Here is a 22,747-nt window from a genome sequence, read left to right as displayed (position 1 = left end):
GAGTGGACGGCGACCTTTCCGTTTGTCTGACCGGGAACGGATCAGCGCTTCGAGAACTGGAAGCTGCGGCGCGCCTTGCGCTTACCGAACTTCTTGCGTTCCACAACGCGGCTGTCGCGGGTCAGGAAGCCTGCGGCCTTCAGGGCCGAGCGCAGCGACGGATCATAAAGCTGCAGCGCCTTGGACACGCCGTGCTTGACCGCGCCGGCCTGACCGGACAGGCCACCGCCCTTGACGGTTGCATAGACGTCGAACTGGTCTTCGACACCGGCCACCGAGAACGGCTGGCGCAGGATCATCTGCAGCACGGGACGGGCGAAATACACCTTCATTTCCTTGCCGTTGACGACAACCTTGCCCGAACCCGGCTTGATCCAGACGCGGGCGACCGCATCCTTGCGCTTGCCGGTGGCATAGGAACGACCCAGCGCATCACGAACCGGCTCACGCGGCTCTTCGATAACTTCGGGGGCGGTCTCGATCCCGGCGACTTCGCCGAGTTCTTCCAGAGAATTGATCTGATCGGCCATGATTACACCCGGGTGTTTTTCTTGTTCATCGACTTGACGTCCAGCACTTCGGGCGACTGCGCCTCGTGCGGGTGCTCGGTGCCGGCGTAAACGCGCAGGTTGGTCATGACCTTGCGCGACAGACGGTTGCCCGGAAGCATCCGCTTGACCGCCTGAACGACGACGCGCTCGGGGTGCGCGCCTTCCAGGATCTGAGCCTTGGTGCGCGACTTGATGCCGCCGGGGTGGCCGGTGTGCCAGTAGAAGTTTTCTTCACGCTTCTTGCCGGTCATCTGCACCTTGTCGGCGTTGATGACGATGACATTGTCGCCCATATCCATGTGCGGGGTGAAGGTGGCCTTGTGCTTGCCACGCAGACGCATGGCGATGATCGAGGCGAGACGGCCCAGAACGACGCCTTCGGCGTCGATCACGATCCATGTCTTCTCGATATCTGCCGGAGTCGCAGAGAAGGTTTTCATTGGAGTGCCCTTGAGCTTTGTACTGGGGGCGATGCAGGCACCGCGCCCCGAATTCCGATTGCCGGGTTATACGCGCGGAAAATTCCCAGTCAAGCGCAGCACGCCCCAAATAATACTTGGTTTTCAGTGACTTGAAAATTAGGTACTCAAATACCCCAAATCTGGTCCCTCAGGCCATCATCTCCTGCTCGGGGCGATTGTCGAGCAGGCAGCGCAGGCGCGCCAGCGCGGCCTCGAAATCCGGAAGCGCGATCTGGGCGTTCATCCCGATGCGGATCGCGTGGGGCGCAAAGCCGGTGCGCGGCGCGAAATCCTCGGCCGGGCGCACCTGGACACCCTGCCCTTCAGCGGCAAGGCAAAAGGCGGCGGACCGCCAGCCCTGCGGCAGACGCAGCCAGGCAAATGGCGAATGCTGGTGCCAGCCCAGATCGTAACCGCCAAGCGCATTGACCGTCGCGCGCACATAAACGGCGTTGCGACGGCGCACCGAGCGCACGATTTCGCGGGTTTCGTCGCGGATCAGCAGATCATGCGCCAGATGGGCCAGCGGGCGCGCGAGCCCGAAAAACCCGTTCTCGGCCACCCGGCGCAGAGTCTGCCGTTTGCCCTGCGGCGCGATGGCAAAGCCGATCCGCAACGCCGGCGTCAGGGTTTTTGAAATCGAGGACACGAACCAGCCCTGTTCCGGCAACAGCGCGCGGTAGGATTCGGCGCGGGTCTCGCCCAGAAAGGTGCAATCGTCTTCCAATATGTCAAAGGCGCAGCGCCGCGCCACCTCGGCGATGTCGCGCCGCCGTTCCGACGGCGTCACGATGGCCGTGGGATTGTTCAGTTCCGGCGAGGTACACAGGATCTGCCCCTCGTGCTTGCGGGCGATTTCTTCCAGGGCGGATGGTACAATGCCATGTTCGTCCATCGGTACCGATACAATATCGGCGCGCAGCAATTCGGCGGCGCGGCGAAATCCGGGATAGGCCAGCTCCTCGACCATCACCACAGGGCGGCGGCCGCGCAGCACGGCCTGCATCACCAGCGAGATGCCGCTTTGCGCCCCGTGCGACAGCACCACATCCTCGTGGTGCACCACCCCCAGCGGCACGGCGGTCAGCCAGTCCACCACCGCCTGCCGCGCGGGGGCAAAGGCGGCTGCGGTCGGATAATCCAGAAGCGCCCGGTCGGACCGCGCCGCAAGCCGCCGGAAACTATCGTTTATCAGGTCGATCTGACCAAGATCGGGCAGCCGGGCGGTGAACAGGTTCACCATTTCCGTGCCATCGGGACCTTCGCGCCATGGCCGAGTGATATACAAGGGCGGGCGCTGTTCGGCCTGCCCGCTGACAAAGGTGCCCCGCCCCACCTCGGCGGTCAACAGGTCCTCATCGGTCAGCAGCGTATAGGCCCGCGCCACGGTGCCCGGCGTCATCCCCAGCCGCCACGCCAGGTCGCGCACCGGCGGCAACTGCGTGCCGGGGGGTAAACGCGCCTCGGCCACCCCCTGGCGCAGGGCTGCGGACAGCATGCGATACTTCGGACCTTCCGGCTGACGCGCGTAGAGTGCGAAGATTGTATCGGGCACAATGTTTTTCTCGACGCTCATAGGGCCACATTGTATCACAACAATACGAAACACAAGGAAATTGTACCAACACAAGGTTACGGAGACTCCCCATGGCACAGACCGCACACGCCCCGCTTATCGCCTACCTCGACGCGCAGCGCCCGCTGCCGGTCCTGGCGAGCCTTGCGCTGCGAATCGCGGTCGTGCTGGTGAAATGGTCCGAACGCCGGCGCACCCGAACGGCGCTTGGGCAGTTGGACGGCCATCTTCTGCGGGATATCGGCCTGGAACGGCACGTCGCCTACAAGGAGGCGCGCCGGATGTTCTGGCAGGGCTGATCCCCGGACCTGCCGGAATTCTTCCTGAACTGGGCGCGGGCTTTCCCCCGCGCCTTTTTTCATTGCCCAGGCGCCTATCCGATTCGCGCGGGCGGGATCGAGTAGGTCAGCGACGCATGCGCCACCGGCGTCGCAGAGCCTTCGGAATACATCAACACATCCGTGACACTAAGCGTGCGACCCAGTTTCAGCAACCGCGCCTGGGCCAGCAGATCGCGCCCCGACTCGGGCTTGCGCATGAAATCAATGCTGCAATGGGTGGTCACGGTCAGCGCCTGTCGCCCTATCCGCGCCAGCGTCGCCACATAGGCGGACACATCCGCCAGCGCGAACATCGATGGCCCCGACACGGTGCCGCCCGGGCGCAGGTGGCTGTCGGACACCATAAGGCGCATCACCAGCAGATCTTCGTCCATTTGGTCGATGCCGAACATGCCGTCCACCTGGGGAAAGACCTCGGCCAGATAAGCGTTCATTTCGGTGATGGTGAAGACCAGAGCCATGCGTTTCCTCCCTTTGCCTCAACAGGCTTGCGGCGCTAGGGTGACGCCAAACCCATGGGAGGACAAGATGGCGCTTCTGGAACGTCACGACACGGGGCACGTCGCCCATCTGCAACTGAACGCCCCCGAACGGCTGAACGCCCTCTCGGACGAGATGCTGGCCGCGCTGATGGCGCAGATCGACGCGCTGTCGCAGGATCGCGCGATCCGTGCCGTCGTGCTGTCGGGCGCGGGCAAGGTGTTCTGCGCCGGGCACGACCTGAAACAGATGCAGGCCGGGCGGCAGGCCGATGATGACGGGCGAGCCTATTTTGCCGACCTTTTCGCGCGCTGTTCGGCGGTGATGACGGGACTGCAAAGGCTGCCCCAACCGGTGATCGCGCAGGTGCACGGCATCGCCACCGCGGCGGGTTGCCAGCTGGTGGCAAGCTGCGACATGGCGGTGGCCGCCAAGGGCACGCGCTTTGGCGTGAACGGGGTGAACATCGGGTTGTTCTGTTCGACTCCGATGGTGGCGCTGACCCGCAACATCCCCGCCAAACACGCGTTTGAGATGCTCAGCACCGGCCGGTTCGCCGATGCCGAAGAGGCGCGCCAGATGGGGCTGGTGAATCGCGTCGTTCCACACGACCAACTGGGCGAGGTGACGCTGGATCTGGCGCGGACCGTGGCCGACAAGCTGGGCGCGGCCGTCAAGATCGGCAAGAGCGCCTTTTACGCGCAGGCCGGCCTTGCGGTTGACGAAGCCTATGCCTACGCGGGGGCCGTGATGGTTGAGAACATGCTTTGGCGCGATACCGATGAAGGCATTTCGGCCTTTCTGGAAAAGCGCGACCCAGATTGGCGGCAATAAGCCGAAACCTGTGGTCAGATCAAAGAAATGGAATGTGATAACCGGCACCCTGCCCCGGCACCGAATCTGTCAGGGAAAGGACATTCCATGTTTGCCAGGAATATCGGCGGGATCGACAAGATCCTGCGCATCGTTGTCGGGGCGCTGATGATCGGCGCGGCCTTTATCGTGCAGGGACCGTATCACTGGCTGTTGCTGCTGGGAGTCGTGCCGCTGGCAACCGGCCTTGCCGGAACCTGTCCGCTGTATTCCATGCTTGGCATCAGCACCCGCCCCGACGGGAAATAGCCCGCAGATCGCGCGGGCCGTTGCCGGAAGACCGCCCCGCTGCCCTTCGGGCGGCGCAAAAAGGGCAGGATGACCGCGGCGAACCGCGCCAGGGCGGCCGGGACCGCGCGCAGTTGGGCAGGTGTGGCCGGAGTCCCGATGGCTATGTCCGACCGCGCGACCCCGAACCCTGTGGGCTGGGCGGGGGCACTCGTTATCATCGCGGAGCGGATGTGCTGCGGGTCGACCCCGACACGCAAAAATCCTGGCTGCGGTTGGCGTGATCCAGGCGCTGTCCGACAGAACCTTGCCGCGCGGAAAACCAAAGGCCGATCCTGTCCGACGACGAAGCCGGCCTTTGGCGCGTTATTCCGCCGCCACCTTGCCCGGCTTGAGCATCGGTTTGAGATAATGCCCGGTGTGACTGCCCGCGACCTCGGCCACCTCTTCCGGGGTGCCGGTGGCGACGATTTCCCCCCCGCCATCGCCGCCTTCGGGGCCGATGTCGATGATGTGATCGGCGGTTTTGATGACGTCCAGATTATGTTCGATCACCACCACGGTGTTGCCCTGATCGACCAGTTCATGCAGCACTTCCAGCAATTTGCGGACATCCTCGAAATGCAGACCGGTGGTTGGCTCGTCGAGGATATACAGCGTGCGCCCGGTGGATCGGCGCGCCAGCTCCTTTGAGAGCTTCACGCGCTGCGCCTCGCCCCCCGACAGGGTTGTCGCCTGCTGGCCGACCTTGACATAGCCCAGCCCCACCCGCATCAGCGCGTCCATCTTTTCGCGGATGCTGGGCACCGCCTGGAAAAAGCCCTGCGCCTCTTCGACGGTCATATCCAGCACGTCGGCGATGGATTTGCCCTTGAACCGCACCTCAAGCGTTTCGCGGTTGTAGCGCTTGCCCTTACAGGTTTCGCATTCGACATAGACGTCGGGCAGAAAATGCATTTCGATCTTGATGACGCCATCGCCCTGACAGGCCTCACAGCGCCCGCCCTTGACGTTGAACGAAAACCGCCCCGGCTTGTAGCCGCGCGTCTTGGATTCCGGCAGGCCGGCGAACCAGTCCCGAATCGGGGTGAAGGCGCCGGTATAGGTCGCGGGGTTGGACCGCGGCGTGCGCCCGATGGCGCGCTGGTCGATGTCGATGACCTTGTCGAGATGTTCGAACCCCTTGATCGTCTCGCAGGGGGCCGGGGTTTCGCGCGCGCCGTTCAGCTTCACGGCGGCGTTCTTGTAAAGCGTTTCGATGGTCAGCGTCGACTTGCCCCCGCCCGACACGCCGGTCACGCAGACGAACTTGCCCAGTGGAAAGTCCGCAGTTACGTTCTTGAGGTTGTTGCCGGTCGCCTTCACCACCCGCAGCGTCTTGCGGTTGCCCTTGCGCCGCAGTCGCGGCACGGCGATTTCCCGCGTGCCCGCAAGATATTGCCCGGTCAGGCTGGCGGGGTCGTCGATGATTTGCTGCGGCGTGCCCTTGGCAACCACCTGCCCGCCATGCACGCCAGCGCCGGGGCCGATGTCGAAGACGTAATCGGCCTGGCGGATCATGTCTTCGTCATGTTCGACGACGATCACCGTGTTGCCCTGATCGCGCAGGGATTTCAGCGTGCCGATCAGTCGGTCGTTGTCGCGCTGGTGCAAGCCGATGGACGGCTCGTCGAGCACATACAGCACCCCGGTCAGCCCCGACCCGATCTGCGACGCCAGCCGGATCCGCTGGCTTTCGCCGCCCGACAGCGTCCCGGCCGCCCGGCTCATGGTGAGGTATTCCAACCCGACGTTGTTCAAAAACCCCAGCCGTTCGCGGATTTCCTTGAGGATGGCGCGCGCGATCTCGTTCCGTTGCCCCGTCAGCGCGGCGGGCACGGTTTCGATCCAGGCGTGCGCTTCGCGGATCGACATCTGCACCACCTGCCCGATGTGCATCAGATTGTCCGGCGTGCCGATCTTGACCGCCAGCGCCTCTTCGCGCAGACGATAACCGTCGCAGGTGCCGCAGGGGCGGTTGTTCTGGTAGCGTTCGAATTCCTCGCGCACCCAGGCGCTGTCGGTCTCGCGGTAGCGCCGTTCCATATTGGGCACGACGCCTTCGAACACACGGCTGACGTTGTAGACGCGCCCCCCCTCGTCATAGCGGAACTGGATTTCCTCGTCGCCGGAGCCGTGCAGGAACACCTGCTGCACATGAGCGGGCAGATCCTTCCAGCGGTCATTCTTGTTGAATTCGTAGTGCTTGGCGATGCTTTCGATGGTCTGAAGGAAATACGGCGATTTCCCCTTGCGCCAGGGCGCGATGGCCCCGTCATAGACCTTGAGCGTCGCGTCGGGCACCACCAGCCGTTCGTCAAAGAACAGCTCCATCCCCAGCCCGTCGCAATCGGGGCACGCGCCGAACGGGGCGTTGAACGAAAACAGGCGAGGTTCGATCTCGGGGATGGTGAAGCCGCTGACCGGACAGGCGAAGTTTTCCGAAAAGGTGATGCGCTCGGGTTCGGGCGGCGCGGCGCCCTCTTCCGCGCCGGGCGCGGTTTCCAGGATGGCGATGCCGTCGGCCAGATCCAGCGCGGTGCGGAAACTGTCGGCAAGACGGGTTTCCAGCCCTTCGCGCACCACGATGCGATCGACCACAACGTCGATGTCGTGGCGGAATTTCTTGTCCAGCGTCGGGGGCGTATCGAGATCGTGAAATTCGCCGTTCACCTTCACCCGTTGAAAGCCCTGCTTGCGCAGTTCCAGCATTTCCTTGCGGTATTCACCCTTGCGATCACGGATGATCGGGGCGAGCAGATAGCCGCGCGTGCCTTCTTCCATCCCCATGACGCGGTCGACCATGTCCTGCACCTGCTGGGCCTCGATGGGCATGCCGGTGGCGGGGGAATAAGGCGTGCCGACGCGGGCGAAGAGCAGGCGCAGGTAGTCGTAGATTTCCGTGACCGTGCCGACGGTCGACCGCGGGTTCTTTGACGTGGTCTTTTGCTCGATGGAAATCGCCGGGGACAGGCCCGAGATCTGATCGACATCGGGCTTTTCCATCATGTCGAGGAACTGGCGCGCGTAGGCAGACAGCGATTCCACATAGCGGCGCTGGCCTTCGGCATAGATCGTGTCGAAGGCGAGGCTGGACTTGCCAGACCCCGACAGGCCGGTGATCACCACCAGCTCGTCGCGCGGAATATCCACGTCGATGGATTTCAGGTTGTGCTCGCGCGCGCCGCGAACCTCGATCTGTTTCAGCTCAGGCATGAGACCTCCGGGAACGGATGCCCGTTACATAGGCGAGCCGCGCGGTTTCGCCAATGGCAAAGAGCGAACGTAACGGGAACTTAACCGCTTCGCCGTCAGATTAAGCCGATTCCCGTGGCCCACCCTCTGTCCGCGCAGAGGACAGGCCCCCTAGCGATACAGCAGCGACGTGCCTTGCGCAAAAAGATGCACCTTGGCCGGGTCCACCGACAGCTTGACGGTCTCGCCGCGCAGCCCCTTGTGGATACCCGGAAGCTTGGCGATGACCGGCTCTTGGGCGTGTTCGTCGGGGTCGAAATGCAGCAGGGTCACCTCGCCCAGCGCCTCGGTCAGGGCGACCTTGCCGCTGTAGACGGCGGCCTGCCGCGCGATGGTGCAATCCTCGGGGCGGACGCCCACGTTAACCTGCATCCCCATGTCCGCGTCGCTGGTGGACACGTCGGACACCGCCGTGCCCCCGCCCGCCAGCCGCACCGTCGTGCGCATGCCCGTGCCGGTGATCTCGCCCGGCAACAGGTTCATCGCGGGCGAGCCGATGAACTGCGCCACAAATTCGCTTTTAGGCCTCTCATACAGCTCAAGCGGAGACCCCACCTGCGCGATGCCCTTGTTCGCCAGCACCACGATGCGGGTCGCCAGCGTCATCGCCTCGACCTGATCGTGGGTGACGTAGATCATCGTGCGGTCGGGCATCTGTTCCTTGAGCTGCGCGATCTCGATCCGCGTCGCCACGCGCAGCGCGGCGTCAAGGTTGGACAGGGGTTCGTCGAACAGGAACACCTTGGGGTCGCGCACGATGGCGCGTCCGATGGCGACGCGCTGTCGCTGCCCGCCCGACAGCGCCTTGGGCAGGCGATCCAGATACGGGGTCAGTTGCAGCATCCTGGCGGCGCGCTCGACCGCCTCGGTGATTTCGGCCTTGGATTTCTTGGCGATCTGCAAGGCAAAAGACATGTTGTCCCGCACGGTCATATGCGGATACAGCGCGTAGCTTTGAAACACCATCGCGATGCCGCGCTGCGCGGGCGGTACGTCGTTGACGCGCTGCCCGGCGATGTCCAGCGTGCCGGCGGTGATCTTTTCCAGCCCCGCGATCATCCGGAGCAAGGTGGACTTGCCGCACCCGGAGGGGCCGACGAAAACGATCAGCTCACCCGCCTCGATATCCAGGTCGATGTGCTTGAGCACCTCAACCGTGCCGCCGTAGGTCTTGCCCACATCCGTCAGTTTCAGATCCGCCATGGCCTATCCCCTCCCAATCGTCACGCTCTTACCGCCAGCACCGGCTGCCAGCGTCCGAAATGCAATTTTCCGTCGGGCGCGGGCCCGGCGGAGCCCAGTTCGGCGCCGATCTGAAGCCACCGTCCCTCGGGGGCGGCGACGGTCACCGGCGCATCGCCGATGTTGAACCCGCAGAACAGCTCTTCGGTGCCAAGGCTGCGATGGAACTTCAGCACGCTGCCTTCGCAGCTGACGCGGGTCATCGTACCCTTTTTCAGCGCCTGATGGCTGTGGCGAAAGGAAATCGCCCGGCGATAATGATGCAGCATCGCGAGCGGATCGTTTTCCTGATCCGCCACCGTCAGCTTGAGATGCTCGTGGCTGACCGGCAGCCACGGATGCGAGCTGGTGCTGAAACCGCCGTTATGGGCGTTCGGGTCCCATACCATCGGAGTGCGCGCGCCGTCGCGGCCCTTGAACGCGGGCCAGAACCGCTTGCCATAGGGGTCCCGGATGTCTTCGTAGCGCAATTCGGCCTCGGGCAGGCCGAGTTCCTCGCCCTGGTACAGGCAGGCGGACCCGCGCAGGCACATCATCAACGTCAGATACAACCGCACCGCCTCTTCGGGAATGTCCCAGCGGGTGATGTGGCGCATCACGTCATGGTTGGAAAACGCCCAGCAGGCCCAGCCGCCGGTGGCCTTGGCCTCCAGATCGTCCATCACGGTCTTGATATAGGCGGCGGTGGGCGCATGATCCGACAGCAGTTCGAACGCATAGGACATATGCAGGTGGTCGTCGCCGCGCGTGTAATCGCCCAGCACCTCCAGCCCGCGCTGGTCCTCGCCGATCTCGCCCACGGCGGCGGCGCGGTAGTCGTTCATCAGGCTGCGCAGCCTTGCAAGAAAGACCAGGTTTTCGGGGCGGGTCTTGTCGTAAAGATGATTTTGCCAGGTGTAGGGGTTGACCGCGGGCGCGGTGATCGGGTTGCGCTCTTCGATGGGCAGCGCCGGATTGTCGCGCAGCTGCGCGTCATGGGTGTAGAAATTCACCGTATCCAGACGGAAGCCGTCTACCCCCCGGTCCAGCCAGAACCGCGCGATGTTGAGCAGCTCGTCCTGCACCTGCGGTTCGTGAAAGTTCAGGTCACCCTGTTCGGACAGGAAATTGTGCAGGTAATACTGGCAGCGCGTCGGGTCCCAACGCCACGCCGACCCGCCGAAGATCGACAGCCAGTTGTTGGGCGGCGTGCCATCGGGCTTGGCGTCGGCCCAGACGTACCAGTTGGCCTTTGGGTTGTCGCGCGACGACCGGCTTTCCTGAAACCACGGATGTTCGACCGAGCTGTGCGAAATCACGAGGTCGATCAGCACCTTCAGCCCGTGCGCATGGGCCGACTGGATCAGCACGTCGAAATCCGACAGATTTCCGAACATGGGATCGACGTCGCAATAATCGCTTACATCATAGCCGAAATCCTTCATGGGCGAGCGGAAGAACGGCGAGATCCACACCACGTCCACCCCCAGCGAGGCAACATACGGCAGCCGGTTGGCGATGCCCAGCAAATCGCCCACCCCGTCGCCGTTGCTGTCCTGAAAACTGCGCGGATAGATCTGATAGATCACCGCGCCGCGCCACCAGTCGGGATCTTTGGTCAGGTGCTGGTTCGAGGTCGAGTCGGTCATGAAGGGTCCTTATTTCACCGAGCCGGCCAGCAGGCCGCGCACGAGGTATTTCTGCATCAGGAAGAAGACAAGCAACGGCACCGCGATCGACACGAACGCCGCCGCCGCCAGGATGCCCCAGTCGCCGCCGCGCGACCCCAGCAGGTCGTCGGCGATCTTGACCGTCATCACCCAGCTGTCGCTGCCCGAGGGCAGGAACACCTTGGCGACAAGCAGGTCGTTCCATGTCCACAGGAACTGAAAGATGGCAAAGCTGGCAAGGGCGGGAAAGCTGAGCGGCAGCACGATCCTGGTGAACACCTGAAAATCCGTGGCGCCGTCGACCTTGGCGGATTCGATGATGTCGCGCGGCAGGCCGATCATGTAGTTGCGCAACAGGTAAACCGCCAGCGGAAGCCCGAACCCGGTATGCGCCAGCCAGATGCCCAGAAAGCTTTGGCCGATGCCCAGCTTGTTGTGCAATGTCAGCATCGGCACCAGCGCCAGTTGCAGCGGCACCACCAGCAGGCCGACCACGGCCGCAACCAGCCAGCCGCGCCCCGGAAACTCCATCCACGCCAGCGCATAGGCGGCAAAGGCGGCGATCAGGATCGGGATCACCGTGGCGGGGACCGTCACGGTCAGGGTGTTGATGAACGCCCGGTCCATGCCATCCGATGTGAGGATCTGGCGGTAGTTCTGCAAACCGAAATCGGGGGGCTGTTTGGTGACCACATAGATCGACGGCGCGCGCGTGATCTCGCCCTTGTCGATATAGGTGAAATCGCCGTTGCTCGCCACGGTCAGCGATCGTTGCAGGATCGCGCTGCCGGGCGTGATCGGCAGACCGTCTTCGGTGGTTTCGGGGAATTGCGGTTCTTCGTCGGACGGGTAGGCGATTTCGATCCGCTCGTCGTCCAGTTCGCCGTCTTCGGTGACGGTGACTTCGTACCGGGCGTAGGTTTCGCCCACCTGTGCCGCGCCGGGATCGCGCCCGGTCAGGCCAAAGGCCGACACCGAGCCTGTTTCGCCGTCAAACAGGTTGCCCCGCAGCACGCCGTAATCGCCGTCCATGCTGGCGCCGCTGGCCGAGGGGCGCATCCGCACCGCGGCCTCGACCGGGAAAAGCGATGCCCACCACCCGGTTTCCGAAATCTGGTCGCGTTCCCGGAACGACGATACCAGCAGGCCCACCGTCGGCACCAGCCAGATCACCACCAGAAAGATCACCGCAAGGTTGGTGACGACGGAAAGCGAACTCTTTTGTCCGGCAAGATTGTCCATGCTACACGTCCTTCCGCGCCTGGCGGATGTTGTAGATCATCACCGGCGTCACGATCACCATGATGACAAAGGCCACCGCCGTCGCCCGGCCATCGTCGCGGAACATGTAGTCCATCATGTAGCTGGGCAGGATGTCGGTGTCGAAATTTCCGCCCGTCATGGTGTAGACGATGTCGAATACCTTGAGCGTGAGAAAGGTGATCGTGGTCCAGACCACCGCGATGGTGCCCGCGATCTGGGGCACCTTGATCTTGAAAAACAACTGAAACGGGTTGGCGCCGTCGATGATCGCCGCCTCGATGGTTTCCTCGGGGATGCCGCGCAGCGCCGCCGACAGGATGACCATGGCAAAGCCGGTCTGCATCCAGACCATGATGATCATGATGAAAAAGTTGTTCCAGAACGGGATTTGCAGCGGATCCACCGGCGCGGCCCCGAAATAGGCCCCGATGGCGTTGATGATGCCGATGGCGGGATCGCCCGCATAGACGAATTTCCAGATCAGCGAGGCCCCGACAAAGCTGATCGCCATCGGCATGAAGATCAGCGATTTCGCGATCGCCCCCCAGCTCAGGCGGTCGGTCAGTTGCGCAACCAGCAGGCCAAAGAACGTGGATGCGGCAGGGACAAACAGGATCCACAGGAAATTGTTGAACACGGCCACACGAAACCCGGATTCCTGGAACATTTCCAGATAATTACCCAAACCCACGAAATTGCTGCCAGACCGGTCGTAAAGCGACCGGATAAAGCTGCCCACCACCGGATAGACAAGGTACAGCCCCAGCGCCAGGATCGCGGGCAGCAGAAACAACCAGGGCCGCACCATCGTGGCGCGCCGGATGTTGCGCCCCTGATCGTCGTTGCGCGCGGGAAAGACCACCCGGTCCAGCACCAGGTTCGAGCCGTAGAAATAGGCAAGACAGCCGCCCACCCCGATGATTATGGTCAGGACCCCCTGCAAGATCGGCGACATGAGCTGCTCTCCTCCCGTGCGTTTGCGGCGCGCCCCGAACCGCGGGGCGCGCGTGGCCGATGGCCTATTTCAGCGTGTCCCAGCGGGCCTGGATCGCCGCCGCCGCGTCTTCGGCGGATTCGCCGGTGACGAAATCGACCATGCCCGTCCAGAACGCCCCGGCGCCGATTTCCGACGGCATCAGGTCGGATGCGTCATAGCGGAACGTGGTCGCGCCGGCGATGATCTCGCCCATGGCGCGCTGGGCATCGGTGGCATAGACGTCGAGGTTGACGCCCGCATGCGCGGTCAGGAAACCGTCCTGCGCCATCCAGAGTTCGTGCGCGATGGGCTCCTTGAGCCATTCCAGCATCACATCCGTCGCCTCGGACGGGTTGGTGATGGAAAACAGCGTGCCCGCGCCCAGAACCGGGGTGCCAAGGTCCTTGTCCTCATAGGCCGGGAAGTAGAAGAAATCCACATTGTCGCCAAGCTCGGCGCTGTCGGGGAAAAAGGCGGGGATAAAGCTCGCCTGCCGGTGCATGTAGCATTCGGGCGGCACCGCGAACAGGCCCGACGGGCTGTCGCGGAAATCGGTGGTGGCCGCGGCCTGCGCGCCGCCCTGCACGAAATCGTCGTTGCGCACGAACCAGCCAAATTCCTCGATCGCGCCGATCACCGCCGGATCATCGAAGGGAATCTCGTTGCTGACCCACTGGTCATAGACCGACGGCTCTTGCGTGCGCAGCATCAGGTCTTCGACCCAGTCGGTGGCCGGCCACCCGGTCGCGGCGCCAGATCCCAGCCCGATACACCAGGGCGTGCCGCCGTCGTCGACGATCTGTTCGGTCAACTCCCTGAGGTCTTCCATCGTTTCGGGGATGTCATAACCCATCTCGTCAAAGGCGATGGGCGAATACCACACCAGCGATTTCAGATCGACGCGGTAGAACTGGCCGTAAAGATGGTCTTCGCCGTCTTCGCCCTCATAGGTGGCAAGATCCACCCAACTGTCCCCGGCGGCATAGTTTTCCGAAATCCAGCCGGCGGTTTCGTCGGGCAGCGGTGTCAGCAGGCCCTGTTGCGCCATGTCGGCCGCAAGGCCTGGCTGCGGAAACACCGCCAGGTTCGGCGCCGTGCCCGTGCGCGCGGAAATCACGATGTCCTGCTCGAAACTGTCCGAACCGGAATAGTTGACCTCGGCGCCTGTCGCCTCTTCGAAATAGCGGAACATCACGTCCACCTTTTCCTTTTCGAAGCCGGTCCAGGGGCCGGTGATGGTCACCGTCTGCCCCGTCAGGTCATGCGCCTGCGCAAAGGCGGTATAGCCGTCCCAGTGAAATTCGCCCTCGCCGATTTCATAGGGCATGTCCTGCGCACTGGCCGCGCCTGCGATCATGGTCGCGACGGTCGCCGCCCCGAGCCCCAGGCGGTTCATGTGTCCTGTCATGGTGATGTGTCCTCCCTTTAAGCTTGCGCCGAAAAGTTGTGCTGACGCCGATATGCGAACGCCCATGAGGCGAGTCGCCCCAAAGCGCTTTGAATTTGAATGAACGTTTCGATCAAGACCTAGCATGTCGATCACACCCTTCCAGTTTTTTCCGAACTTTCCAAGCCGCAGCGCAGCTATTTCGCAGAAATGCGAAACCCCTTTCCGTCCCCGTCATTTTGCGGTTACGCTTTGCAAAATCCGAAGCGCTTTGGAACCGTCGGGGGAAGGTTGGGGCGATGAATCTCAGACAACTGGCCGCACAGCTCGGCCTGTCGCAAACAACCGTCAGTCGCGCGCTGAACGGTTATCCCGAGGTGTCAGAGGCAACGCGCAGGCGGGTGAACGAGGCCGCGCTGGCGACCGGCTACACGCCCAACCCGCGCGCCCGCGGGCTGGCCACCGGGCGGGCCATGGCGATCGGCCACGTCATCCCGATTTCGACCAGCCACGAGATGATGAACCCGGTCTTCGGTGATTTCATCGCCGGTGCCTCGGAAACCTACCTTGCCGCCGGGTACGACATGACCCTGACGCTAAGCGGCGATGCGGACGAGGCCGACAACTATCGCCGGCTCAAGGCCAAGGGCAACGTCGACGGCATCATCGTGCACGGCCCCAGAATCAGCGACGGGCGCATCCCGTTCCTGACCGGGCTCGGGATGCCTTTCGTGGTGCATGGGCGGGCGTCGCAGACGCGCCAGCCCTACAGCTGGATCGACATGGACAACACCGGCGCCTTTTGCCGCGCCGCATCGTTTCTGCTGGATCTGGGGCACAGACGCATCGCCCTGCTGAACGGGCTGGAAACGATGGATTTCGCCCATCGCCGCGAGCTGGGCTACCTGAAGGCGCTCGCGGCGCGCGGCGTCGCCCCCGACCCAGCCCTGATACGGGGCGAGGAGATGACCGAACCCTACGGCTATCGCGCCGCGCGCGACATGCTGGCACTGGAAACGCCGCCCACCGCCTTTCTGGTCTCGTCGCTGATTTCCGCCATCGGGGTGCGCCGCGCCATCCACGACGCCGGGCTGCGCATGGGCCACGACGTTTCGGTGCTGAGCCATGACGACGATTTCAGCTATCTGTCCAACGGGCGCGACCTGCCGCTGTTCACCGCCACCCGGTCGCCCGTGCGCGAAGCGGGACGGCTGGCCGCCGAAATGCTGCTGCGCCGGATCGCCGATCCGGGCCTGCCCCCGGAAACCCGCGTCCTAGAGGCGCAACTGATCATCGGGGACTCGACCGGCCCCGCCCCTTCCCGACCACGACAGGTTCCCGCATGAAACTGACCCGCAAGGATTTTCCCGAAGGCTTTCTCTTCGGCGCCGCCACATCGAGCTACCAGATCGAAGGCCATGGCTTTGGCGGCGCAGGGCGCACGCATTGGGACGATTACGCCGCCACCCCCGGCAACGTCACCCGTGCCGAGAACGGCGCGCGGGCCTGCGACCATTATCACCGCTATCCCGAAGACCTCGACCTTGTGGCCGCCGCCGGGTTCGATGCCTACCGCTTTTCGATCTCCTGGGCGCGGGTGATGCCGGACGGGCGCGGCGCCCCGAACCCCGAGGGGCTGGATTTCTATGACCGGCTGACCGACGCGATGCTGAAACGGGGCCTGAAACCCTATGCGACGCTGTACCATTGGGAACTGCCCTCGGCGCTGGCGGACCTCGGCGGCTGGCGCAACCGCGACATCGCGGCCTGGTTCGGGGATTTTACAGAAACCGTCATGGCCAGGATCGGCGACCGCATGGAAACGGTCGCCCCGATCAACGAGCCATGGTGCGTGGCGTGGCTGTCGCATTTCATGGGGCTGCAAGCGCCCGGCCTGCGCGACATCCGCGCCGCCACCCGTGCCATGCACCACGTCCTGCTGGCGCATGGCCGCGCGATCGAGGTGATGCGCGGGCTCGGCATGACGGGCCTTGGCGGGGTGTTCAATATGGAATGGTCCAACCCCGCCGATGACAGCGACGCCGCGCGCGCCGCCGCCGCCCGCTACGACGGCATCTACAACCGCTGGTTCATGGGCGGTGTATTCAAAGGCGACTATCCGGCCATCGTGCTGGATGCGCTGGAGCCCCACATGCCGGAAAACTGGCAGGATGACATGGCGCTGATCTCGCAGCCGATCGACTGGTGCGGCATCAACTACTACACGCGCAAGAACATCGCGGCCGACCCCAAGGCCCCCTGGCCATCGCTGCGCGAGGTGCCCGGCGTCCTGCCCAAAACCTATATGGACTGGGAAATCCACCCCGAAGGCCTGCACGCCTTGCTGACCCGCACCGCGCGCGAATATACCGGCGAACTGCCGCTTTATGTCACCGAAAACGGCATGGCCGCGCATGACGACATCGTCGGGGGCGAGGTGCCCGACCCCCACCGCATCGACTATCTGGAAAAGCACCTGAGCGCCGTCAGCCGCGCCATCGCCGACGGCGCCCCGGTTCAGGGATATTTCTGCTGGTCCCTGCTCGACAATTACGAATGGAGCTTTGGGTATGACAAGCGTTTCGGCCTGGTTCACGTCGATTTCGATACGCTTGCGCGCACGCCCAAAGCTTCCTACCACGCCCTTAGGGCTGCACTGACGGAGGCTTGAGGATGAACGCGGACATGACGGTGGTTCTTGCGGATATCGGGGGCACCAACACACGCGTGGCGCTGGGCCGTGGCACGTCGGTCGATCTGACCAGCGCCAAAAGCTATCGCAACGCCGATTACTCCGGCATCGGGGCTGTGCTGCGCCGGTATCTCGCCGAAACCGGCGCCCGCCCCCAGGGCTGCTGTGTCGCGGTCGCGGGGCCGGTGCGCGACAGCGCGGGCCGGCTGACCAACATCGACTGGAGCGTCGATCGCGAGATGCTGCACGAGGCGACCGGCGCCGAAACGCTGGCGGTGCTGAACGATCTGCAGGCGCAGGGCCACGCGCTGGGTCTGATCGCGCCCGAGAACCTGACCCCGCTGCTGCCCGGCCAGCCCGCCAGCCCCCGGTCGGCCCGGCTGGTGGTGGGCGTGGGCACCGGCATGAATGCCGCGCCCGTGTACCGACTGGGCGACCGCACGCTGGTGCCCCCCGCCGAGGCCGGGCATGCCACGCTCGGCCTGCGCTCGGAAGACGAGCTGCGGCTGTTTCACCACGTCTCCAGGCTCCACGCGGGCGCGGGGATCGAACATTTCCTGTCCGGGCGCGGTTTTGAGCGGATCTGGAACTGGTTATGTTCCGAAGACGGGGTCAGCGATGAAAAGCCCGCCGCCGAGATCATGGCCCTGATGGAGGCGGGCGATCCCCGTGCCCTTCGCGCGGTCGAGACGTTTTCGAAGCTGCTGGGCCGGGTCTGCGGCGACCTTGCGCTGACCACCCTGCCCTTTGGCGGGATTTTCCTGATCGGCGGCGTGGCGCGTCACTTCGGGCCGCATCTGGTGACCCACGGCTTTGCCGACGGATTTCGCGACAAGGGGCGGTTCAGCGCCTTCATGGATCAGTTTCCCGTGCACCTTCTGACAGACGACTACGCGGCGCTTACAGGTTGTGCATGTCATCTGTCCGAACAGGTGGATTTGATCGACTGAAGCGCTGGCGCGCTTGCTTTTCGCGGACAGGCCTGTTGTTACCGGGTTAAGCCGCGTGCGCGCGCGCACGAATTCAAGCACAGTGCGCGGGCGCGCCTGGGCGCCGTGCCACATGGAAAGAAGACGCTTATGCTGCAACTGTCCACCCCCTCCCTTCGCGATGCGATCCTGCGCCACCTGACCTACTCGTTTGGCAAGGACCCCGAACACGCGATCCTCGAAGACTGGCGGATGGCACTCAGCTACGCGGTGCGCGATCGGATCGTGGACGCGTGGTTCAAGGCGACGGAAAAAACCTATGAGACCGGGGCAAAGCGCGTCTACTACCTGTCGATGGAATTCCTGATCGGGCGCCTGCTGGAAGACGGTATCGTCAACCTGGAACTGGTCGAAGAGGCCAAGGCAGCGCTGAGCGAATTCGACAAGGATTACCATGAGGTGCTGTCGGATGAACCCGACGCGGCCCTCGGCAACGGCGGGCTTGGCCGCCTGGCGGCGTGCTTTCTGGAAAGCCTGTCGACGGTCGGTTGCCCGGCGCATGGCTATGGCATCCGCTATGAACACGGCCTGTTCCGCCAGAGCTTTGTCGACGGGCGGCAGGTCGAACAGCCCGAAACATGGCTCGGCCAGCGCCACGCCTGGGAATTCGAACGCCCCGAGGTGCGCTACCGCATCGGTTTTGGCGGCCATGTCGATATGCGCGGCGAAACCGTGCGCTGGTACCCCGGCGAGGAAGTCGAGGCCGAGGCATTCGACACGCCGGTTGTGGGCTTCAGGGGGCGCTGGGCCAACACGCTGCGGCTGTGGTCGGGCCGCGCGATCCATCCGTTCGACCTGGACGCATTCAACCACGGCGACTATGCCAGGGCCGCCGCCCCCGAGGCGCTGGCCCGCACCATTTCGCGCGTTCTTTACCCCGATGACACCACCGAACAGGGCAAGGAGCTGCGGCTCAAGCAGGAATATTTCCTGACCGCCGCGGCGTTGCGCGACATCCTGCGCCGGTTCAACAACCAGTTCGGCGACCTGCGCAAGCTGCCCGACAAGGTGGCGATCCAGCTGAACGACACCCACCCCGCCATCGCAGGTCCCGAACTGGTGCGCATCCTGCACGACGAGCGCGGCCTGCCGTTCGAAGACGCGATGGAAATCGCGCGCGGCACGCTGTCATACACCAACCACACGCTGATGCCCGAGGCGCTGGAATCCTGGGGCGAGGATCTGTTCGGGCGGCTGCTGCCGCGCCATCTGCAACTGGTCGACCAGATCGACAATGCCCATGCCACGCAAAACCCATCGCGCACCCAGTCGATGCGCGCCGACCATCAGGTCAAGATGGGGCAGCTGTCGTTCGTCATGGCCCATCACGTCAACGGCGTGTCGGCGCTGCACACCGATCTGATGAAAACCACGGTGTTTTCCGAACTTCACCGTCTGCATCCCGACCGCATCGTGAACGAGACCAACGGCGTGACCCCGCGCCGCTGGCTGCTGGCCTGCAACCCCGCACTCGCCGGGCTGATCACCGACTCTATCGGGGACGGCTGGATCGACGATCTGGAACAGCTGCAAAAGCTGGAACCGTTCATCGAGGACAGCGGCTGGATCGACCGCTACTGGAATGTCAAGAAAAGCAACAAGATCGAGCTGTCCAACTGGATGGGTCAGACCTACGGGCTGCACACCGATCCCGAAATGCTGTTCGACATCCAGATCAAGCGGATGCACGAATACAAGCGCCAGCACCTCAACATCATCGAGGCCATCGCCCACTGGCAGGAAATCCGCGAAAACCCGGATGCGGGCTGGACGCCCCGGCTCAAGCTGTTCGCGGGCAAGGCGGCCCCCGGCTATTTCTTCGCCAAGGACATCATCCGGCTCATCAACGACGCCGCAGTGGTCATCAACAACGACCCCGTCACCAACAAATACCTCAAGATCGCATTCCTGCCCAATTACAACGTCAGCCTTGCCGAACGGCTGGTGCCGGCGGCGGACCTGTCCGAACAGATCTCGACCGCGGGCAAGGAAGCGTCCGGGACCGGCAACATGAAATTCGCGCTGAACGGCGCGCCCACTGTCGGCACGCTGGATGGTGCAAACGTGGAAATCCGCGATCATGTGGGCCCCGAGAATTTCTTCCTGTTCGGCATGACCGCCGAAGAGGTGATGGAACGCCGCACCGTGGAAAACCACGCCCGCCGTGCCATCGACGCCGACCCGCGCCTGGCCTCGGCGCTGAAACTCATCCGCGAGGGCCGGTTCAGCCCCTCCGAACCCGACCGCTATGCCGGGGTGGTGGACAATCTCGAAGGGCCGGATTTCTTTCTGGTCTGTTCCGATTTCACCGATTACTGGCGCGCGCAACGCGAGGTCGACACCGCCTTCGCCGACCGGACAGGCTGGGCACGGATGGCGGCGCTCAACACCGCGCGCTCGGGCTGGTTCTCGTCCGACCGGACAATCCGTGGCTACATGGCGGATATCTGGAAGGCGCAGAGCCTTTTGCCGTAAGTCGCGGCAATCGGTGATCTGAGCCATTGCAGCGCGGGCCGAGTGCACTAATCTCCGGGGTATGATGGATGCAACTCACCCCTCCGCCCCGGATTACCACCGCCTGATAAACGGGCAGCACGACGACCCATTTTCCCTTCTGGGCCCGCATGAGATCGACGGACAGCGATATGTCACGGCATTCGATCCCGGCGCAGAAGACATGTGGGCCGTCGTCGGCGATGATGGCCACCGGCTGCACCCGGTGGACGATGCGCCCGGCATTTTTCGCGGCCCCGTGCCGGGCGCGCAGTCCTATTACCTGCGCGGCGGCGCAAAGGGCAATCACTGGGATTACGAAGACGCCTACCGTTTTGGCCCCGTGCTGGGCGAGATGGATGAATACCTGCTGGGTGAAGGCAGCCACCTGCGCATCTGGGAGGCCCTCGGCGCCCATGTGATGCAGCACGAAGACCAACACGGCACGCATTTCGCGGTCTGGGCGCCCAATGCGCGCCGGGTGTCGGTGATCGGGGAATTCAACTGGTGGGACGGCCGCCGCCACGCCATGCGCAAACGCGGCGCCACCGGCGTGTGGGAAATTTTCATTCCCTACGTCGGCGACGGCGCCCGTTACCGCTATGAGATCATCGGTCCCGATGGCACGATGCAGCCGCGCAAGGCCGACCCGGTCGGTTTTGGCTCGGAACACCCCCCCGCCAATGCCTCTGTCGTGCGCGACATCCGCAACTATGACTGGTCGGACGAGGGCTGGATCGGCACCCGCGCCGAGGCGCAACAGCGCACCGCCCCGATCAGCATCTACGAGGTGCACCTGCCCTCGTGGCGGCGCAAGGACTGGGGCCGCCCGATTTCCTATATCGAGGCCGCGACCGAACTGGTCGAATATGTGCGCGACATGGGGTTCACCCATATCGAGCTGATGCCGATCAGCGAATATCCCTTTGACGGGTCCTGGGGCTATCAGCCCATCGGCATGTTCGCCCCCACCATCCGCTGCGGCCTGCCCAGCGAATTTCGCGACCTGGTCAACGCCGCGCACCGCGCCGGGCTTGGCGTGATTCTTGACTGGGTGCCGGGGCATTTCCCGTCAGATCCACACGGGCTTGGGCAGTTCGACGGCACGCCGCTTTATGAACATGCTGACCCCAGGGAAGGGTTCCACAAGGACTGGAACACCCTCATCTACAATTACGGACGCGCCGAGGTGTCGAATTTCCTGACCGCCAACGCCCTGTATTGGCTAGAGGAATTCCACATAGATGCCCTGCGGGTCGATGCGGTGGCGTCGATGCTGTACCGCGACTATTCGCGCAACCCCGGCGAATGGGTGCCCAACAAGGATGGCGGGCGGGAAAACTACGAGGCCATCGCCCTGCTTCAGCGCATGAACAGCGAAACCTACGGCCGGCACACGGGCATCATGACCGTGGCCGAGGAAAGCACCGCCTATCCCGGCGTGTCGCAACCCGTCGATCAGGGCGGGCTTGGCTTTGGGTTCAAATGGAACATGGGCTGGATGAACGACACCCTGGAATACATGAAAAAGGACCCGATCTATCGCTCGCACCACCATCACCAGATGACCTTTGGCCTGGTCTATGCGTTTTCGGAAAATTTCATCCTGCCAATCAGCCATGACGAGGTGGTGCACGGCAAGGGGTCGATGATCGGCAAGATGCCGGGCAACGACTGGGAAAAATTCGCCAACCTGCGGGCCTATTACGGGTTCATGTGGGGCCATCCGGGCAAGAAGCTGTTGTTCATGGGGCAGGAACTGGCGCAGCGGTCGGAATGGAATCACGACGCGCAAGTCGATTGGGATTGCCTTGAAAACCCGATGCACGCGGGGATGCAGACCCTCGTGCGGGATCTGAACCATCTATACCAGACCCTGCCCGCGCTGCATGCCAGGGATTGCTTTGACGACGGTTTTTCGTGGATTCGCGGCGACGACGCGCAGAACTCGGTCTTCGCGTGGGTGCGCCGGGGCGCGCCCGAGGATGCCGAAGTGGTGGTCATCTGCAACTTTACCCCCAGGGAACACGTTGCTTATCGGATGGGGATGCCCGCGGCGGGTATCTGGCGCGAGGCGCTCAACAGCGACGCCAGCCTTTACGGGGGCGGGAACCGGGGCAATTACGGGGTCGTCGAGGCCCTGGATGGAAGCCACCACGGCCAGCCGGCGCATGCGGATATCGTGCTTCCGCCGTTGTCCGTGATCTATCTGGTGCGCGATCACGAGTGATGTTTTGACGGGTTCACGAAAT

Annotated in this window: 18 protein-coding genes; 8 read left to right on the top strand and 10 right to left on the bottom strand. The window is 63.7% G+C overall.

Features of this window, described 5'->3' with window-relative positions; translation table 11 throughout:
- Positions 1 to 41: 41 nt before the first annotated feature.
- From rpsI to ATI53_RS02275, 3 genes are all read right to left on the bottom strand, one after another.
- Positions 42 to 530 carry a 30S ribosomal protein S9 gene (rpsI, locus tag ATI53_RS02285; protein WP_009504959.1) on the bottom strand — a complete coding sequence of 163 codons (489 nt, stop codon included), beginning with the start codon at positions 528 to 530 and terminating at the stop codon, positions 42 to 44.
- A gap of 2 nt (positions 531 to 532) precedes the next feature.
- Positions 533 to 991, bottom strand: coding sequence for a 50S ribosomal protein L13 (gene rplM / locus ATI53_RS02280; RefSeq protein WP_009504958.1), 459 nt, complete (start codon positions 989 to 991; stop codon positions 533 to 535).
- A 169-nt stretch (positions 992 to 1,160) separates the two neighbouring features.
- Positions 1,161 to 2,588: an aminotransferase-like domain-containing protein gene (locus ATI53_RS02275; RefSeq protein ID WP_009504957.1), complete on the bottom strand. Its 1,428-nt coding sequence runs from the start codon at positions 2,586 to 2,588 to the stop codon at positions 1,161 to 1,163.
- A gap of 71 nt (positions 2,589 to 2,659) precedes the next feature.
- On the opposite strand from ATI53_RS02275, the gene ATI53_RS02270 reads away from it, so the two are divergent.
- Entirely contained in the window at positions 2,660 to 2,887 is a 228-nt protein-coding gene (locus tag ATI53_RS02270; RefSeq protein WP_009504955.1) for a DUF1127 domain-containing protein, read from the top strand.
- Between the two features lie 74 nt (positions 2,888 to 2,961).
- Here ATI53_RS02270 and ATI53_RS02265 read toward each other — a convergent pair whose 3' ends face one another.
- Positions 2,962 to 3,390, bottom strand: a complete 429-nt coding sequence (locus ATI53_RS02265) for a PaaI family thioesterase (RefSeq protein WP_009504954.1) — start codon at positions 3,388 to 3,390, stop codon at positions 2,962 to 2,964.
- Positions 3,391 to 3,457: 67 nt separating this feature from the next.
- Between ATI53_RS02265 and ATI53_RS02260 the strand changes: the two genes are divergently transcribed.
- Together ATI53_RS02260 and ATI53_RS02255 are read left to right on the top strand one after the other, a co-directional pair.
- On the top strand, positions 3,458 to 4,243 hold the full coding sequence (locus ATI53_RS02260; protein WP_009504953.1) for an enoyl-CoA hydratase: 786 nt from the start codon (positions 3,458 to 3,460) through the stop codon (positions 4,241 to 4,243).
- Between the two features lie 87 nt (positions 4,244 to 4,330).
- Positions 4,331 to 4,531: a YgaP family membrane protein gene (locus ATI53_RS02255; RefSeq protein WP_009504952.1), complete on the top strand. Its 201-nt coding sequence runs from the start codon at positions 4,331 to 4,333 to the stop codon at positions 4,529 to 4,531.
- 345 nt (positions 4,532 to 4,876) lie between these two features.
- Here the strand turns inward: ATI53_RS02255 and uvrA are convergent, their stop codons facing one another.
- From uvrA to ATI53_RS02225, 6 genes are all read right to left on the bottom strand, one after another.
- Entirely contained in the window at positions 4,877 to 7,765 is a 2,889-nt protein-coding gene (gene uvrA / locus ATI53_RS02250; protein ID WP_111549640.1) for an excinuclease ABC subunit UvrA, read from the bottom strand.
- Positions 7,766 to 7,915: 150 nt separating this feature from the next.
- Positions 7,916 to 9,007 (bottom strand): ABC transporter ATP-binding protein, encoded by a 1,092-nt coding sequence (locus ATI53_RS02245; RefSeq protein ID WP_009504949.1) that lies wholly within the window; start codon positions 9,005 to 9,007, stop codon positions 7,916 to 7,918.
- 20 nt (positions 9,008 to 9,027) lie between these two features.
- Complete coding sequence (locus ATI53_RS02240) at positions 9,028 to 10,674, bottom strand: alpha-amylase family glycosyl hydrolase (RefSeq protein WP_111549639.1); 1,647 nt, start codon at positions 10,672 to 10,674, stop codon at positions 9,028 to 9,030.
- Positions 10,675 to 10,683: 9 nt separating this feature from the next.
- Positions 10,684 to 11,937 (bottom strand): carbohydrate ABC transporter permease, encoded by a 1,254-nt coding sequence (locus tag ATI53_RS02235; RefSeq protein ID WP_111549638.1) that lies wholly within the window; start codon positions 11,935 to 11,937, stop codon positions 10,684 to 10,686.
- Between the two features lies 1 nt (position 11,938).
- The gene (locus ATI53_RS02230) at positions 11,939 to 12,913 is read right to left on the bottom strand and encodes a carbohydrate ABC transporter permease (RefSeq protein ID WP_009504946.1); all 975 of its coding nucleotides are present in this window, start codon (positions 12,911 to 12,913) and stop codon (positions 11,939 to 11,941) included.
- A gap of 64 nt (positions 12,914 to 12,977) precedes the next feature.
- Complete coding sequence (locus ATI53_RS02225) at positions 12,978 to 14,330, bottom strand: ABC transporter substrate-binding protein (protein WP_111549637.1); 1,353 nt, start codon at positions 14,328 to 14,330, stop codon at positions 12,978 to 12,980.
- Positions 14,331 to 14,620: 290 nt separating this feature from the next.
- On the opposite strand from ATI53_RS02225, the gene ATI53_RS02220 reads away from it, so the two are divergent.
- From ATI53_RS02220 to glgB, 5 genes are all read left to right on the top strand, one after another.
- A complete protein-coding gene (locus tag ATI53_RS02220; RefSeq protein WP_009504944.1) occupies positions 14,621 to 15,667 on the top strand; it encodes a LacI family DNA-binding transcriptional regulator in 1,047 nt (348 codons plus the stop codon).
- Complete coding sequence (locus ATI53_RS02215; protein WP_111549636.1) at positions 15,664 to 16,992, top strand: GH1 family beta-glucosidase; 1,329 nt, start codon at positions 15,664 to 15,666, stop codon at positions 16,990 to 16,992. Before ATI53_RS02220 ends, ATI53_RS02215 begins: the two co-directional genes overlap by 4 nt.
- Positions 16,993 to 16,994: 2 nt before the next feature.
- The gene (locus tag ATI53_RS02210; protein WP_009504942.1) at positions 16,995 to 17,963 is read left to right on the top strand and encodes a glucokinase; all 969 of its coding nucleotides are present in this window, start codon (positions 16,995 to 16,997) and stop codon (positions 17,961 to 17,963) included.
- Between the two features lie 129 nt (positions 17,964 to 18,092).
- Positions 18,093 to 20,477, top strand: coding sequence for a glycogen/starch/alpha-glucan phosphorylase (locus ATI53_RS02205; RefSeq protein ID WP_034452692.1), 2,385 nt, complete (start codon positions 18,093 to 18,095; stop codon positions 20,475 to 20,477).
- Between the two features lie 61 nt (positions 20,478 to 20,538).
- Positions 20,539 to 22,725, top strand: a complete 2,187-nt coding sequence (glgB, locus tag ATI53_RS02200; protein ID WP_111549635.1) for a 1,4-alpha-glucan branching protein GlgB — start codon at positions 20,539 to 20,541, stop codon at positions 22,723 to 22,725.
- The last annotated feature ends 22 nt before the right edge of the window (positions 22,726 to 22,747 follow it).

Origin of the sequence: Salipiger aestuarii (assembly GCF_003259905.1) — a bacterium.
In the GTDB taxonomy this organism is placed as follows: domain Bacteria; phylum Pseudomonadota; class Alphaproteobacteria; order Rhodobacterales; family Rhodobacteraceae; genus Salipiger; species Salipiger aestuarii.
This window is presented reverse-complemented; position numbering and strand designations above follow the sequence as displayed.